Below are 14,738 nucleotides of genomic sequence, written 5' to 3'. Positions count from 1 at the left end.
GGGACCGCAAAGGATGGTCGATCTGGTGGAGTCCTTGGCGATGCTCCCCTCCACGGCGACGCGGATGTGCGACCGGCTCGATGCCAAAGGACTGATCCGCCGAGCCCGCCCCCGCGACGATCGCAGATCCGTGCGATTGACGCTCTCCCCGACTGGACGCCAGCTGGTCACGGACGTGACCCGTCGGCGCCGAGAAGAGATCCGACGAGTGCTCGCAAGGGTCCCGACCGAGGCCAGGGAAGATCTGATCAGATCTTTCCGAATCCATCGCCCGGCGCCGGTCTGCCAGTCGATCCACCGACACGCCGGCGTGGACTCCGGCCAACGCCGTCGGCGCGAACTGCACGGCCACGGTGACGCCCAGCGCAGTGCCCCCACCCCCCAGATGCAGCACCAGATAGTCCTGCGCGATTCGCTGCATCCAGGTACCCACATGCGAGATGCACTTCGCCACGAAATACAGCCGAAAATTTCGATTAGTTAATGCCGCGAAAGCATCGTCCATTGCACCCCCCGATTCGGCTGATTCATTCCGGCGGCGGTCGGATTGGCCGGCGCGCGGCGGCTTCTCTCTTCGTCACCGTCAGTCCTCGGGGCTGTCGATGGCGCCGATGACGTCGATGCCGAGGCGTTCTGCCGCGCAGGTAAGCATGTCGAGTATGGCGTCCGCTCGGTCGGCTGGCGCCGCCGCGCTGATGGTGATGATCCGGTCGGTGTCGCCGGCCGGGTCGGTTGAGTCGGGTCGGGACTGTTCCGCGCGGGCCATCTCCGCGCGCAGCGCGCCGACGGTCGGAGACGGGTAGGTGCCGCGCCACCACTGGTAGGCGTGGACGTGCCAGGGGAAGACTTGCGCGAGGAGCGCGAGGCGTGGTGCGTCACTGCGGTCGATGAGAGTCAGCAGGAGGTNGGTCCAGCCGAGCACGTTCTCGCCGAGCGCATGCGCGAGATCCGTCAGGTTGTGCACGGGCCGTTCGTCGGTCACCACGGAGCGGTCGGCCCAGGCCGGTCGGAGGAGAGGACACGGCAGCGGGACGGTGGGAGGCGGAAGGGCCACGGTCTTATCCCCGTCTTTCGGGTTGAAGGAAAGGGCTGGGACGCACTCCCCTCCTTGCCGGCCGCCGCGTCCCGTTGGACGGTGCGGCGGTCTGGTCTCGCGGCGTAGCCGATGCGGTCGAGCCGCGCGCACCAACGCGCGACGCACGCGGCCAGCAGCCCCGGATCCACCCGCCCGAGCCGTGCTTGCCGTCGCTGTAAGGCCCTTCGGCTCGTGATGCGAGGTCGGGGTCGCCTTCCTGGTCTCACGTTCCGACTGTGGGCGGGCGCGTTGGCCGCGGGGGTCGGTCAGGAGGGCCGGGTAGCCCGGGGGGATCTCACCCCCAGGNCCCCACAGAACGGAGCGTGACGGTCTCCTGTCACTCCGCTCTTCCCATCCAGTCCGTCAGAAACTGGTGACCCATGCCCAGTGGGCGAACAGGCGGGGCTGTCTACGTACAGATTTTGAATGGTCGGGGNCTGTTTGATCACATCCGGTCTGTCCGGGTATGACCTGACCGTGTTGGGGCCTTACCGCTGGCATGAGGTATGCGGATGGTGGCGGGCTTACCGCGCAGGGTCGTGCTCGTCGGGAAGCGGTCCGGGTGCAGGCGGCGGACCTGTTCNCCGCCGGGGTCGACCCGGTGGAGGTGGCCGGGCGGCTGCGGGTGAGCACGAAGTCGGCCTACCAGTGGAAACGGCGCTGGCAGGCCGGTGGCATGGCGGCACTGGCCTCACGCGGGCCGAGTGGGGCGTCGTGCCGGCTGTCGGACCGACAGCTTGACCGGCTACGGGTGGAACTGGACCGCGGTCCAGNCGCGCACGGCTGGCCCGACCAGCGCTGGACCCTGGCCCGGGTCACCACTGTGATCGGCCGGCTGTTCCACACCCGCTACACCCTGCGCGGTACGTCGTATCTGCTGCACCGCCTGGGATACAGCCCCCAGGCCCCCGCCCGTCGCGCCACCGAACGCGACGACCAGAAGATCTCCGCGTGGCGGGCCGAGACCTGGGCGAAGGTACGAGGCTAGCGGCGACGACCGGCGCGTGGATCGTCTTCGAGGACGAAGCCGGGCAGAGCCTGCGACCCCCGAAGGCCCGGACCTGGGCACCGCGGGGACACACCCCGACCGTGCGGGTGTCGGGGAAGGNCTCGGGGCGGGTCTCGATGGCCGCCCTGGTCTGCTACCGGCCCGGCCAGCGGCCCCGATTGTTCTACCGGGTCCTGACCCACCACGGCCGTAAGGGTGAACGTCGCAGCTTCTCCGAAGACGACTACGCCACCCTGATCGCCGCCGCGCACCACCAGCTGAACGCCCCGATCATCCTGTGCTGGGACAACCTCAACACCCACCACAGCGCCGCCATGCGCGTGTTCCTCACCCNCCACACCCGCTGGCTCACCGTGGTGCCCCTGCCTGCCTACGCCCCCGACCTCAACCCCGTCGAAGGCGTGTGGGCCCACGTCAAACGAGACCTGGGCAACCACCTCCGCGTCACCGCCGACCAGCTCACCACCACGATCAAGACCCTGCTCAAACGCATCCAGTACAGGCCCGACCTCATCACCGGCTTCCTCGGCCAGACCGACCTGACCCTCGACCCGGAACCCCCGTAACCAGACCCCGACCATTCAAGATCTGTAGCCACTTTCTAGCTGCGCTCGCCGAGCGTCTGGATGTTCCCGCTGTCGCCGTGACGGCAGCGGTGGCTGACGATTTCCGGGCGGAGGTCGAGCGGACTTGGGCAGAGTCGGATGCCTTTGGCGGGGGCGACGGTCACCCATATACGGTCGACCGCGTCGGTGGCGGTCTAGCCGTCGCCAAGACCATTCCGATGACCAGCGATCGCTCACGGTTCCACATCGTCATCGACGGCATGCAGTTGGGAGAATTCCTCGATCCGCAAGAATGGGCTTATTCAACCACCTTGATCGCCCATGAGTTGGTGCATCCCCTCCTTGAACGACTGAGGTGGGCTAGCGGAGCGATGGAGGGAGTAAATTTTCCCTCGCATACGCCTAGCGAGTACGCCCGCTCGATCAGTCGCTGCGCATTCGACGAGCTGCGGGCCGACCTTGTGGCTGGTATGGTGCTCGGCCAGATGTTTACAGCCACACCGCAGGACGGCGCGCCGCGCCCCATGACAATTGTGGACGTGATCGGAGATGGGCAGCGACTGAGCGTCGGAGAGGTCCTCGACGATGTCGTCTATCCTGGATGGCCAGATCTTGTCCAGTCNTTTCGCACTCGCCGAATTGACTTGGAGCGCATGTGGTCGACTCTGGTCAGCCAGACGGACCAAGCTATGACTCTTCTTGCCCATGTCGAGGCCCAGGCGGTTGGGACTGATCGCACGGGCCCACTGGAGGCCGAGTTTGCCGGCCATCGAGGGACTTGTCTGTACCTTGGGCCAGCGTGGGGAGCAATTTTGGGTGCGGGACGACAGAATCCGCTCCCTACGCTGTCGGAGTTCCGGGAGCAGGAACATGCGCTGCTTCGCGAAGGCGAGGAGGCAATCATCCAGATGTGGGAGCGGCTCGGGCTGTCGTTTGAGGACCTCGCGGAGCCGCGAACCTTCTACATCCACGTTGGCGAGCCCGCCCGCTAATCCTTTTGATGGCGAGACAGCCCCGAGATCGGCACAGTCTCCCGTCATGAAAGCGGGTCATCGCCTCACAGGTGATTGTTCGAATAGATCTCAGTTAACTGGCAGGGTGCTGTTATCCGAACCCCGTCGTATTCCTCGCAGGTCGGCGATCTTGAGTGCATGTGGCCAGGGTATCGGGGCTGNCGCCGGGGACCAGGCGCCGGGCCNCGTGCTGCCGTCGCACGGGTGATGTTGAATTGCGGTGATGGACAGCGTCGAGTTACTTGATCGTCTGGGGCGGTTGCGTCGGGCCCAGGTGGGTGCGGTCCGAGTGCCTCACAAGCCGCTGCTGCTGTTGTGGCTGTTTGGCCGGTTCGCCACGACGGGAAGCAGCGTCGCGAGCTATGCCGACGCCGAGGAGCCGGTCAGCCGCCTGATCAACCAATTCGGTCCACCGGTGCGACGCGCGGCGGCGCGGCAGCGGGCAGCGATGCCGTTCGTGCATCTGGAACGCGAACTGTGGGATCTCCGCAACGCGACCGGTGGCCCGCTCGGCACCGAGACGCCGGAGCGACGTCGGCTGCTGATTGATCTCCATGCGACCGGCCGGCTACACGAGCATGTCGAGCGGCTACTCGCCGATCCGGCGGTGCTTGCCGCTGCGACCAGGATGCTGCTCGACCGCCACTTCACCTCCGCCCTGGCACCAGTCATCTGCGACACCGTCGGCCTCAACGTCGCCACGCCATCCGAGGACTCCCGGCTGGCGGTGGTGAGCCGACGCCGACGCAGCGCCGCGTTCACCGAACGGGTGCTGCGGGTCTACGCCCACTCCTGCGCCGCCTGCGGCTTCGACGGCCGGATCGGAACGGTCCCCGTCGGNATCGAGGCCGCACATGTTCGCTGGCACAGTCAACACGGGCCCGACGACGTCACCAACGGTCTGGCACTGTGNTCGCTGCACCACACACTGCTCGACCTCGGCGTCCTCGGCCTCACCCCCGACCGCCGGCTCAAAGTGTCCGAGATCTACCTCGCGCAGGCACCAGCCGGACGGGCGGTCTACGACCTCGCTGGACGCCCCCTCGCCTCGCCCCGCTCCGGCGAACCCCTTATCGACGCCGAGCACATCGCCTGGCACGACCGCCAAGTCTTCCGCAACGACGCGGCCTGAAGGGTCAGGACGAGCCGCCGACTGGGTAGGCCCCTATCCGACGAGTCCGCAGGNTCGCTGCAATGCCCACGGGCGGAGGAGTACTCTGACTGTCAGTGACTGGCCTGTGTCGAGGGGATGTATCGCATTGTGGTTCGCGCCCTGCTCGCCGCGCTGGCAGCGCTGACTGCTGGCATGGCAGGGTTCGGCTCGATGCCGACACAATTCCAGATCACAAGTCTGCTCTGNGCGACGCTACTAACAGCGATGATCACAGTTCGAGACGGACGGTCTATTAAAAAAACTCCCCACGCCCGTGGGGGTAACCACGGCGCCCGGCGAGGATCGCAACATCCCCTGCCGGCCGGACAGGTGCAGTCGTCCAGAGCTTGAGCGTGCGCCGCGGATACGCTGGCGGATAAAGCTCATTTTGACTGGCGGACTGCTGTTCTGCGGTATTCGTCGATCATGGCGCTCTTCTTGATCGCAGGAGGCCGATCGACCACTGATGAAGCTGTCCGCAAGGTCACGCTGACCCGACCGGGTCGATGACATGGCGCCAGTAGCCGTCCACGCCNCGGCGGGCACGGCCAGTTGCAGTCTCGTGATCGTGGGCATGGTTCCGCCCACCGCCACGCGTGCGATCCTTAACCCCACGGGTCGCGTCACAGACATCACCCGGTGCCGGCTTGTCGAGGGCCTCGCCGCGCGTCTCTTGGAGAGAATCAAGTAGATAAACTAGGATTCCGGGAATGGTGNGAGGTACGAGGAGGCAAGCGGATGAAGCAGGGAGACCGTTATGTAGAACAGCAGGATGAGGAAAGCTCGCCTTCGATACTCGAACGGCAGAAGCGTGCATCTGCCGAAGCACTAAAGAGGTGGGACCTGGGTGTTCACGGTCGCGAGCGGTCCGAACAGCGCTGGCATTGGTTCGGAGGCGGAGAGGAGGGGNTCGTCGCCGGGATGTGCGAACTACTGGACCNCCACCTGGCGAGGCCGGAGGGCTGGTTCCGACCAGCCGCGATCGGCTGTGTTCCGTGGTTCAACCATATAGGAATCGCCAGGCGACTCGCGGCCATGCCGTGCTGCATAGTCATCAACAAACCCCGATCCAGTCCCTCTCCCGCAGCGCAGGCGTTACATCACAGCGGCAGGCCAGTGTCGACGGAATGGTTTCCTGCGCTCCGCGGCCTCAAGCCTAAACAGCTCGGCGGTCGCCCCCGCGTCGTTGGCCCTGGGGATGCGATGGGCAGCTCCCTGGGACCGCTTCGAGTTTATGGCCACACCCCTACCGGTGAATCACTACCGTTGCTGCACTCCAAGGTCCTCGTGCTTGGNGGCATCTATGAGGACGACGAGTTCTTCACAGGGGTCACCTTCCGCCCGGATTTGGTGTGGATAGGTAGCGCCAATTGGACTAGGGAAGCCGAACGCCTGCACACCGAGTCGGCGGTAGCCGTCGCCGACCACTCCTTTGTTAAAGACTCCATGGCATATGTCACCCAAATTATTGCCCAAAGNGAAAAGACTGAGAAATTNGAATCGACACCCAGTCCAAACCTGGCGCCAGCTGAATTCGACGACGAAGCGTTCGCGTACTATGCCGCCGAGTTTGGCGGTCCCGAATGAGGCGAAACTACAGGTAACGCCGACACTGGAGATCAACTACTCTAGCCGCCCAATACTACATGGTTCAGATGCGGGTTAAGTCCCAGACCTAATAAATCCTAGTTGACCGGCCTTGTTGCCCCGAAATAGTCGTCCCCTTGCCACCTATACGGGGCGATTTTTACCACTTTCCCACGTCCCGGAGCTGTGATCATCTGCCCTTTTCCGATGTAGATCGCGACATGGTGGATGTTGGTGGCGGTGCCGTAGAAGACGAGATCGCCGATCTGGAGTGGGTCCCCGGGTGGGGCCACGGGTCCGGCCTCATACTGGGTCTGCGCGGTGNGGGGCAGGTCGATCCCGGCGGCCAGGTAGGNGGCCCTGGTGAGCCCGGAGCAGTCAAAACCGCCCTCGGNCGGCCCGTCACCGCCCCACAGGTAGGNGATGCCGAGCTGCCCTTGGGCGTAGAGGACGGCGGCGTAGCCGGCGTCGGACGGGGCAGTGTCGGCCCCGAAGCCGTCAGTCGAGCCGTACTGGGTGGCCTGGGTGACGACTTGGGCGATGTAGGCGCCGGAATGGTTGTAGTGCCACAGGGCGCCGGTCAGGTCTGTCCCGACGCGGTTGTCGCACAGGTAGGCCGCAGCTGCGTAGACGGCGTCGGACGGGTTGTAAAGCGATGGCGGGTTGGCGCCGCCTGCTGGTAGCTGGTGGTGGGCGACGATGTCGGCGAACGTCGGTGCGAGNAACTGCATGGGACCGCCGGCCCCGGCGCTGTTGGTGCCGCTGGCCACGCCCGGCAGCCGGCTGCGACCATGATCTGATTCGACTTTGCCGATGGCCGCGAGCGTCGTCCAGGACAGGCCGGGGCAGGTCGCGGCGGCCTGCATGTAGAGGGTCAGGTAGTCGGCGGGGACGTCGTCAAGCGCGGTCTGGCTGGGACTGCCGCCGCTGCCGCAGCCGAGGAACCAGCCGACGACCGGCGCGCACAGGACCCGTTCTGCCAGTTGGGCGGCGGCGGCGCCCATGAGCACGATGAGCAGGACCACCGCGGCGACGGCGGCGGCGAGGTATTTGGTCGTGGCCGCTCACCCCCGGTACTGCTCGGGCGGCATCGGCGCGGGTGGGCGCAGGCCCGGCCCGGTCGGGGTGTCGCCGGGTCGGCCGTCGACCGGGTCGGGGGGTCGTAGCCGGGGCCAGGCGCGGGTCAGCTGGTCGAGGGGGAGCCGGCCGCCGGGGGTGGCGGTCAGGGGCAGCCAGCGGGGAAGGGTGGGATCGAGCTGGGCCTCGGCGGGTGCGAGGGNGGCGGCGGNGGTGGCGACTGGGACCATGTCGGGCTGGTCGAGCCCGGTCAGCGCTGCGGCGAGTGCGCGGCGGGCGTTGGTCTCACGCTGGGCGGTGGGGAACCAGAACAGGACCGGTGTGCTGATCCTCGTCGCCGCCGCGAGCCGGCCGTAGTCGCTGATCTTCAGAGCGANGCGGTTGAGCTGGGNTTCGGTGCCCCAGTCGAGTTCGAGGAACCATTCGATCTCACCTCGGGGCGACGTCCAGCGGCCGTAGGCGTCGGGGCGGACGAGGTCCCCGAACGCGCGCAGGCACCGGGTCTCCGACCACCAGGCGGTGAGCGTGCCGGGTGGGGTGGGGCGGCGGGTGTGGGCGATCAGGGCGGTGAAGAAGCCGTTGACGGCGACGGTGTGTGCCAGATGCAGGGAGTGCGCGATGGCCATCGCACGGGTGTGGCGGTAGCCGGTCTCCTTCAGCTCGATGCCGTCCTCGGCGGCGAGCACGCTGGCGCCGGCGATGTCACAGACGTAGTGCGCTGGGGGTAGTCCCTGCCCGACGGGAACCAGGGGCTGGAAGCGGTCGAGGACCCGCCACCGGTAGAGCTCCAGCAGCCGGCGGTTCGCGGNCCGTCGGCTGGACCAGCCGGCCTCGACGATCTGGTGGGTGGTCAACACCCGGTGTTCGTGGGCCAGCCGGGCGATCCACCGGTCGCGGAGGGAGAGGTGGNGGGCGAGGAACGTGACAAGTGCGGCGTCGGCGACGACTCGGCCGGGGGCTCTGGGTGGGATGCGCAGGGCACGCTGTGGCTGTGGGTAGGCGACCATGAGAGCTCCGATGTGGTCAGCTGGCGGATCGGCGGGGGTCGGCCTGCGGCTGCGGGGCCGCCGGGTCCGGCGGTGTCGGCGCGGGGGTGGGCGTCCGGCGGCGCAGCTCGCGGCGGATCTGCGCGGCGCGGCCGGGTATCGGGGCGGGCAGCTTCTCGGTGCGCAGGGTGAAGGCCGGTGCCTCTTCGCCGGTGACGACGAGGCGGGCGGCGGCGTGGAAGACCCCGAGGTTGGCCAGGTCGTGCTCGGACAGGCGAGGTTCGACGTGGCGGACGAGCCGTTTCGCGTCGGCCGGCGACATCGTGAAGTAGATCTTGCTGCGGGCGTTCGCGGCGATGCTCTCTTCCAGGTGCCGCGGNAGCTGGGCGAGGTTCTGATGCGCCATGGAGATCGACAGTCGGTAGCCGCGGGCGGCGGCGAGCATGTCCTCCAGCGCGTACGGAAGCGTGAGGAAATGGTGGGCCTCGTCCAGGTACAGGCTGGCGTCAGGCCGTTTCCCCTGGGGCATCCGGGCGCGCCGGGTGGTGGCCTGCCAGACCGCGGAGACGACGATCGAGCCCATCAGCGCGNCGGTCTCGACCCCGAGGGCGTCTTGGGCGATGCGGACCAGGCACACCCCGCCGTCGTTGAGCACGGCGTCCATGTCGACCGTGCTGGGGCCGGCGGCGATCGCGGCCCGCACGAACGGGCGCAGCAGGAACCCGCGCAGCTTGTTCATCAACGGGGCGACGGCGTGCGCCCGTGCCGGCTCGGACAGCGCCTCGTACCACTGCCAGAAGCCGGCCAGGATCTCGTTGCCGTCGCCTTTTCTGATCTCGCCGACCAAGCGCTCCCGGTAGGCGCCATCGGCTAGGAGCCGGGGCAGCTGGGTCAGGACGGGGACCTCGGGCTGAGCGGCGAGGGTAAGAAGCCCGGCGCGGAAGATGTCCTCCGTGCGTGGCCCCCAGTTGTCGCTGTAGACCCGACTGAAGATCGACACCAGGTTGTCGACCGCGCGGGCCCGGTCGGGCTGGTCCAGCGGGTTGAGGCACGGTGGCCGGCCCGACGATTCCGCGTCGAACAGGACGAGGCGGTCGAGGGCGTCGAGGGGGTAGCGGGCGAGGATGTCGATGATCTGGTCGCCCTTCGGGTCGACGTTCACCACGCCCCGGCCCGCGGCGACGTCGTCCAACGTCATCCGGGCNAGCAGCTCGGACTTACCCGAGCCGGTGGCGCCGAGGATGTGCAGGTGGTGGCGGGCGTCAGGAACCCGCAGGCCGACCGGGNGGGCCTGTCCGCCGTCGGAACGGCCGAGNGGGCGGACGTTCGACCCGTCAGTGGCGACGCCGGGCGGCGGGGCGACCGCTTTGGCACCAGCGCGTTGCAGACCCGGGGTCNCCTCATCGATCGGCAGGTGGGCCAGTGCACCGACCTCGGCGACGGACAGCAGGTCGCCGTGGCCGAGGTAGCGGGCGGCAAGGACAGGCAGTGGGCGGCGGAGCCGGGCTCGCTTGTAGTAGTTGTGTTCACCGTAGGCCGCGTAGGCGCTGGCGATGGCGTNGGCCCGGCCGCGTAGCTGCCCGCCGACCCGCACGGCGGTGTCCTCGTCGGTGGTGTCGTCGAGAACGGCCACGACGGCGTAGCGGACGCGGACCTCGAACTGGGCGCCGCGGCCCTTCATGACGATCGCGCGGTCCTCCGCCGACAGCGCGAGAGAGGTCTGATGGTCGACCTTCGCTGGCGCGGGGGTCCGACGGGTGCGCCGGCTGCGGCCCGTGTGGGGGGTGAGCAGGTCGAGCAGGCCACCGAGCAGGGTGGTCGAGCCGCCGGAACGGACCCGGCGGGCGGCGCGGCGGGCTTGGGCGACGCGGCGGCCGGTGACTGGCCGGGCCAGGATTTGCACCGCCGCCCGCTGGGTGGGGGCTAGGCCGCCGGGCGCGCCGAGCAGCGTGCGGACCGGGTCGGCGTCATGGTCCGTACGGATCGGTAGCGCTTCTGGCCGGGCCAGGCGCAGTTCGCCGCCGGCGGCGAGCAGCCGCCGGCCGGGTGGGGCCACGACGGGCAACGGCGCTCGCGCGGGGACGGTCCGGGTGTGCGCCCCGGGCCAGGCCGCCTCGATCGCCCGTTCTACGAACCCGGCGGGGACGACGCCGGGGACCCAGATCTGGATGCGGACCCCATCGGCGTCGAATAGGTACTCCCACACCAGGTGCGGCTGGCCGACCAGGCGTCGCCAGCCGGGGCGGAGCAGACCGAGCAGGTTTGACCACAGCGCACTCGCGCCCGCCGGGTCGACGACGGGCGGGGCAAGGACGGTGACGAGCCNGGCGCCGGCGGTCAGCCGCTGCTGGTAGCGGCGCCGTAGCCAGCGGCGGAGCACGACGACACCGATGGCGTCGAGGATGGCCAGTGGGCCGGCGAGGGGTCCCCATGCCTGGAGCTGGGTCAGGATCTGGTGGAGGACGCTCCCGGGGTCGGTCAGGTAGGTGATGATGATCGGCGGCAACGGTGTAGACGTCGCTGCTGCGAGAACCTGCATGGCGATCTCCCTGTGGCGGGATAGGGGNCAGGCGAGGTCGAGGTAGATCTGGCCGTCGAGGTCATCCGGGTCAGCGGGTACGGCGAGGTCGAAGAAGCCGTCGTCGGTGTCGGCGGGTTCGGTGGCAAGTTCGGCCGGATTCGTCGTGATGAGGCGGTGTTCGACCGGTGACGCCAGGGCCTGGAACGCGACCCGCTGTGCCCCCGCCGCGAGGAGTCCCTGTCCGCGGTCGGCGGACAGCAGGAACTGCCGTTCGCCTTGGGACAGGTCGAACACGGTGGTGATCTCGTCGATGGCCTGCGGTGCCTGGCGGAGCAGGATCTGGGTGGCGGCGTTCGTGACGATCGCCCTGCCGAGATCGGCGGCCAGCACGTCAGCCGTGTCTTGGGTGGCGACGGTGAGCCCGGCCCAGTACTTGCGGGANGACTTCGCCATCCGGAACAGGAAGTCCGCGCCGGCGGGCTGGCGCATCAGCAGCCACGCCTCGTCGACCACGACCAGGCGTGGCCGGCGGTCGGCGGGGTTGGACACCCGCCGCCAGATCGCGTCCAGGACGAGCAGGGTGCCGATGGCTTTGAGCTCGTCGGGCAGGTCGCGCAGCGAGTAGACGACCAGGTGGCCGTCGCCGGGCGCGCTGGTGGGGCCGTCGAACAGGCCGGAGAACGCCCCCTGGGTGAATGGGTGCAGCCCGGCGGCGAGTGCCGCCGCCGCCGGGTCGGTGGAGCTGGCTAGGGTTGCGGCGAGGTCGGTCAGCAGGGGTGCTGGCCGGTTCCAGCTGTGCGGGTCGGAGCTGATCCCTGCCGCCTGGTAGGTCGCGGTGATCGCGACGTCGAGGGCTGCCCGTTCGGCCGGGGTCAGCTGTCCGACCAGGACGGAGATGACGGTGTGGAGGAACAGGCTGCGGCGCACCAGCGCGTCGCGCGGCGCGGTCCGACGGCCGTCTGGGGTGATCTGGATGGGCAGATCGAACGGGTTGATCCGCACCCCATCGCCACCGAGATGCAGGTAGGTCCCTCCGACTGCGGCGGCGAGCCGGGCGTATTCGTCTTCGGGGTCGACGACGTGGACCTCGATGCCCCGGTACAGCGAGCGCAGCAGTTCGAGCTTGACCAGGTAGGACTTCCCTGTGCCGCTTCTGCCGAGGATGACGGCGGTGTGGTTGTCGACGTCGCCGAACCGGTCCCAGTGCACCAGCCCGTTGCTGGCGACGTTGAGCCCGTAGAGCACCCCGGTNGGCGCCAACGACGTCGGGTCGGCGGGCGGCAGATCCGGGGAGGTGAAGGGGAACGCCGCGGACAGGGCTGCGGTGTCGAAGGTGCGGCGCATCCGNGTCAGCTGTCCGACCAGGACGGAGATGACGGTGTGCAGGAACAGGCTGCGGCGCACCAGCGCGTCGCGCGGCGCGGTCCGACGGCCGTCCGGGGTGGTCTGGATGGGCAGNTCGANCGGGTTGATCCGCACGTNGTCGGCGCCGAGGTGCAGGTAGCTGCCGTCGACCGCGNNGGCCAGCCGNGCGTATTCNTCNTCNGGGTCGACGACGTGGANCTCGATNCCCCGGTAGAGGCTGCGCAGGAGTTCGAGCTTGACCAGATAGCTCTTCCCCGCGCCGCTGCGGCCGAGGATCACGGCGTTGTGGTTGTCGANGTCGCCGAACCGGTCCCAGTGCACCAGCCCGTTGCTGGCGACGTTGAGCCCGTAGAGCACCCCGGTCGGNGCCAACGACGTCGGGTCGGCGGGCGGCAGGTCCGGACTGGTGAACGGAAACGCCGCACTCAAGGCCGCGGTGTCGAAGGTGCGGCGCATCCGCACCTGGTCCAANCCGAGCGGCAGGGTNCTGACCCAGCCTTGCAGGGANCGGTAGCTGACNGGTTTNGCGTCNAGCAGCAGGCTGGCCGCCAGCGCCCGNACGGCGGCGACCTCGTCGGCCAACTCGTTCTCGCTGNTCGCGTGGACGGTGAGGTANAGGCCGAGGCGGAACAGTTTGCCTTCGCCGCGGGCGACGCGGGCGGACAGGTCGTAGGCGTCCTCGGTCGCGGCCTCGACCTGCGGGTCGATCAGCCGGCCGCGTTCGTCGCCCACCTGCCGGCCGGACTCCAGCTTCGACAGCTGGCGGCGCAGCCGGCGGGCCGCGGTGACCGGGTCGATCGGCTCGACGTGCACGGCGACGTCGACTCGGCCCGGGTAGGTCAGCAGGGGGGCGAGCCAGCCGGCGTGGACCTCGCGGGGATACCCGGTGATCGCCATGGTGGCCAGGTAGTCCCCGCCGACGTCCAGGTGCCGGGCGTTGACGGTGAGCGCGTCCGGGACGAACGCCGCCGCGGCGGCGTCCACCGTGGACGGGCTGGGGGCCTGCGCGGAGGCCCGGCGTCGGGCTCGTCTGCTCATCGGGCGTGTCCCCTCCGTCGCGTGGGTCGTGTTGGCCGTCGGGAGCCGCCGTCGGAGCGCCCGGCGGGCGGGCGGAGGTCGGGCGGGTCCCAGAAGTCGGGATCGTCGGTGTCGGGCGGGCCGTCGGCGTCGTCGAACCGGTCGTCGTAGCCCGGTCNGGCCACGTCCGGGTCGTCGAACCCGTCGTCGGGGAAGCCGCCGTCGTTGTCGGGGGCGGTCTGGTAGGCCGGGTAGTCCTCGGGGAGGTCGGCGGTGATGACCTCGTCGGGCGCGGCGAGCGCGGCCGGCGGCACCAGACCGGCCGGGTTGCAGGCNGCGGCCAGCACGCTGGTCGCCGTCCCCGCGTCCAGCGGCGTGACCACGATCCCGGCCGGTGCCAGCAGATCGGTGGCCTCGGCGAGACGGCGGGCGAGNCGGGTGTGCGCGGCCCGTCTGATCGCCTGTCCGGCACGGCGAGCGTCGCGGGCCGCGGCCCGCCGGCCCGACCACGCGGCCAGGGGGGAGGCACCGCCGAGCCCGTCGACCGGGCCGGCGGTGACCAGCGGCTCGCGCAGGACCAGCAGCACCTGGCGGGTCAGCAGCTGCATCTCGGCGGCGAGGTGAGCCAGGTAGGTGGCGTGTTCGCGGGCGGCGTGCGCCAGCGCCGGGTGGGGAAGCTGCTCGGCGGCGTCGTCGAGCTGCTGGATCTGGCCGCTCAGGTCGGCGGGCATGGCTCGCACGAGGATCTGTACCGGGGCGGTCAACGAGTGCAGGTAGCGGGCGAACACGGCGACGAGGGCGTCCTGCTCATCCGGCGTGCGCAGCGCAAAGTTGATCGTGGAGGCGACCGCGACCACTGCCAGCCCGTCGCCGCCGAGGTCGATCACGCCGACCCCGGCCTGGCCGGTGACGGTGCGGGCCGGCAGCCGCAGCGGCGCCGCGNTCTGTGCGTCCGCGGCCGGCCGTCGGTCACCGGCGCCGCTGGTGGCACGGGCGGCCAGCCANGACGGTGGTGCGATCACACCTTCGGGGGCGTTGATCCGGTGACGTGGGCTGGTCCGCTGGCGGATCGCGGCGGCCAGCAGCCGATCCAGGGACAGCCCGTCGCGNTGGCCCAGCACGAGGACGCCGGCGCCGGCCGCGACCGGCACGGCGAGCACCGCGAACACCGGCAGTGGCACCAGGCTGCGGGTCGCGGCCCAGGCGAGGTAGAGCACCATGGCGGTCAGCGCGAGGATCAGCACCTGNCGGGCGGTCAGGTTCGCGACGATCCGGTCCTCACGGTCGACATCGGCGGGTATGTGGACGGGATGCGTCACGGCCGCTCACCTCCGGGTACTGGTGGTGGTGCGGTGAAGCGCGGCATCGG

8 protein-coding genes and 16 pseudogenes are annotated in these 14,738 nt (G+C 69.3%); 9 read left to right on the top strand and 15 right to left on the bottom strand.

Annotation, left to right across the window (positions count from 1 at the left end; genetic code table 11):
• From UK94_RS51765 to UK94_RS51730, 9 genes and pseudogenes are all read left to right on the top strand, one after another.
• A partial coding sequence (locus UK94_RS51765) for a MarR family winged helix-turn-helix transcriptional regulator (protein WP_268761347.1) occupies positions 1-484 on the top strand: 484 nt, incomplete at its 5' end.
• A 1,090-nt stretch (positions 485-1,574) separates the two neighbouring features.
• Positions 1,575-1,658: pseudogene (locus tag UK94_RS73790) on the top strand (DNA-binding protein); the annotation flags it as partial.
• A 1-nt stretch (position 1,659) separates the two neighbouring features.
• A pseudogene (locus UK94_RS51760) lies at positions 1,660-1,848 on the top strand (helix-turn-helix domain-containing protein); the annotation flags it as partial.
• 1 nt (position 1,849) lies between these two features.
• Positions 1,850-2,063 (top strand): winged helix-turn-helix domain-containing protein (locus UK94_RS51755; RefSeq protein WP_268761346.1); only part of this gene is annotated, 214 nt, incomplete at its 5' end.
• Positions 2,027-2,183 (top strand): annotated as a pseudogene (locus tag UK94_RS51750) (hypothetical protein); the annotation flags it as partial. The gene UK94_RS51755 and the pseudogene UK94_RS51750, both read left to right, overlap by 37 nt.
• A gap of 1 nt (position 2,184) precedes the next feature.
• A pseudogene (locus UK94_RS51745) lies at positions 2,185-2,417 on the top strand (DDE endonuclease); the annotation flags it as partial.
• A 1-nt stretch (position 2,418) separates the two neighbouring features.
• Positions 2,419-2,650 (top strand): transposase (locus tag UK94_RS51740; protein ID WP_235487891.1); only part of this gene is annotated, 232 nt, incomplete at its 5' end.
• A 623-nt stretch (positions 2,651-3,273) separates the two neighbouring features.
• The coding region (locus tag UK94_RS51735) for a hypothetical protein (RefSeq protein WP_235487889.1) at positions 3,274-3,642 on the top strand (369 nt) is incomplete at its 5' end.
• 934 nt (positions 3,643-4,576) lie between these two features.
• Positions 4,577-4,795 (top strand): annotated as a pseudogene (locus UK94_RS51730) (restriction endonuclease); the annotation flags it as partial.
• Positions 4,796-6,501: 1,706 nt separating this feature from the next.
• Here the strand turns inward: UK94_RS51730 and UK94_RS51725 are convergent.
• From UK94_RS51725 to UK94_RS73760, 15 genes and pseudogenes are all read right to left on the bottom strand, one after another.
• Positions 6,502-6,727, bottom strand: a pseudogene (locus UK94_RS51725) (NlpC/P60 family protein); the annotation flags it as partial.
• A gap of 98 nt (positions 6,728-6,825) precedes the next feature.
• A pseudogene (locus UK94_RS51715) lies at positions 6,826-7,104 on the bottom strand (hydrolase Nlp/P60); the annotation flags it as partial.
• Between the two features lie 22 nt (positions 7,105-7,126).
• Positions 7,127-7,269 (bottom strand): annotated as a pseudogene (locus UK94_RS51710) (hydrolase Nlp/P60); the annotation flags it as partial.
• A 198-nt stretch (positions 7,270-7,467) separates the two neighbouring features.
• Positions 7,468-7,682: pseudogene (locus UK94_RS51705) on the bottom strand (hypothetical protein); the annotation flags it as partial.
• 10 nt (positions 7,683-7,692) lie between these two features.
• A pseudogene (locus UK94_RS73785) lies at positions 7,693-7,856 on the bottom strand (hypothetical protein); the annotation flags it as partial.
• A 16-nt stretch (positions 7,857-7,872) separates the two neighbouring features.
• Positions 7,873-8,288, bottom strand: a pseudogene (locus UK94_RS51700) (replication-relaxation family protein); the annotation flags it as partial.
• A gap of 1 nt (position 8,289) precedes the next feature.
• Positions 8,290-8,389, bottom strand: a pseudogene (locus UK94_RS73780) (hypothetical protein); the annotation flags it as partial.
• A gap of 114 nt (positions 8,390-8,503) precedes the next feature.
• Positions 8,504-8,845 (bottom strand): annotated as a pseudogene (locus UK94_RS73775) (hypothetical protein); the annotation flags it as partial.
• Between the two features lies 1 nt (position 8,846).
• The coding region (locus UK94_RS73770; protein ID WP_268761353.1) for a TraM recognition domain-containing protein at positions 8,847-8,995 on the bottom strand (149 nt) is incomplete at its 3' end.
• A gap of 1,797 nt (positions 8,996-10,792) precedes the next feature.
• Positions 10,793-11,005 (bottom strand): hypothetical protein (locus UK94_RS51690; RefSeq protein ID WP_235487888.1); only part of this gene is annotated, 213 nt, incomplete at its 3' end.
• A gap of 28 nt (positions 11,006-11,033) precedes the next feature.
• Positions 11,034-11,428, bottom strand: a pseudogene (locus UK94_RS51685) (conjugal transfer protein TraC); the annotation flags it as partial.
• 1 nt (position 11,429) lies between these two features.
• Positions 11,430-12,196, bottom strand: a 767-nt coding sequence (locus UK94_RS51680) for a DUF87 domain-containing protein (protein ID WP_235487958.1), incomplete at its 3' end; no start/stop codon positions are given.
• Between the two features lie 2,178 nt (positions 12,197-14,374).
• Positions 14,375-14,478, bottom strand: a pseudogene (locus tag UK94_RS73765) (hypothetical protein); the annotation flags it as partial.
• Position 14,479: 1 nt separating this feature from the next.
• Positions 14,480-14,616, bottom strand: a pseudogene (locus UK94_RS51675) (PrgI family protein); the annotation flags it as partial.
• A 1-nt stretch (position 14,617) separates the two neighbouring features.
• A partial coding sequence (locus tag UK94_RS73760) for a hypothetical protein (RefSeq protein WP_268761352.1) occupies positions 14,618-14,688 on the bottom strand: 71 nt, incomplete at its 3' end.
• Positions 14,689-14,738 lie beyond the last annotated feature (50 nt).

It is taken from the genome of Frankia sp. AvcI1, from assembly GCF_001420875.1.
Classification (GTDB): Bacteria; Actinomycetota; Actinomycetes; order Frankiales; family Frankiaceae; genus Frankia; species Frankia alni.
The sequence above is the reverse complement of the archived record's forward strand: the minus strand, read 5'-3'. Positions and strand labels throughout refer to the sequence as shown.